Genomic DNA, 899 nt, shown 5'->3' with positions numbered 1-899 from the left:
ATGTTGAAGACGATCAGGGCGCGCAGGATGGCGGCCTTGCCGAACAGGATATCTTCGATGGTGGTGACGGTTTTGTCGGCTTGAGCGCTGACGGCGGGCGCCGCGCGCCGGTTGCGGCGAACCGGGCGCGGCAGGCGCGGCCGCAGAAAAGCCCAGACAGCAGCGAGCACGAACAGCCAGAAGGCAATCCGCGCCAGCTGGATAAGATCGAGCAGCCTCACGAGGTCGATCAGCGACAGCCAGTAGTCGATCACCGGATTGGCGGCGCCGAACAGCGCCAGGAAGACCGCGCCCAGCGTCAGCGGCATCACCCAGACAGCGATCGCCGCCAGCCGGATGCGCCGCCGGCCGAACCGCCGCGCCGTCCTGCGCCAGCGGATGAAATCATTGGCGAAGCGGAACGGCGCCGCCAGCCCGAACAGCACGATCTGCCCGGCAATACGGGCGATGCTGTGCCGCAGCCGCCCGCTCAGCGAAAGGGCAAAGACGGTCAGCGCCGCCAGCGCGATCGAAACCGACAGGGTGCTGACGTTTTCAGCCAGCGGCAGCAGCGCGACAAGCGAGGCGATGGGCTTGAGCCAGACCCGACCGTCGCTGAAAGCCGCCGGATGCACGGCGACAACCGCGGCGGCAATCAGCAGGGCGAACAGGAAAACCGTGATCCCGGCGGGCTGGCCGTAGAACAGGAAATCCGCAAGTGCCGCCAGCAGGATGGCGACACCGAAGCGGCTGCAATAGCTCGGCGCGGCGGAGAGCAACGCTGTCATGATCGGGCTTTCCTGATGGCGTCCCGCCGGGTTGCCGGCGGGCTGTTGCGGACAAAGGGAATGAGGATTGCGACGGGACACACGCGCGGCGCATCGGCCAGCCACCAGTCTTCGCGGCGCAGCCGGTAAGGC

General features: G+C 67.4%; 1 protein-coding gene. It reads right to left on the bottom strand.

All coding sequences use genetic code 11. The features are described from left to right. Positions 1-767 (bottom strand): DUF4153 domain-containing protein (locus EN906_RS35630; protein ID WP_348629308.1); only part of this gene is annotated, 767 nt, incomplete at its 3' end. Positions 768-899 lie beyond the last annotated feature (132 nt).

It is taken from the genome of Mesorhizobium sp. M7A.F.Ca.CA.004.06.1.1, from assembly GCF_003999135.1.
GTDB lineage: Bacteria > Pseudomonadota > Alphaproteobacteria > Rhizobiales > Rhizobiaceae > Mesorhizobium.
The sequence above is the reverse complement of the archived record's forward strand: the minus strand, read 5'-3'. Positions and strand labels throughout refer to the sequence as shown.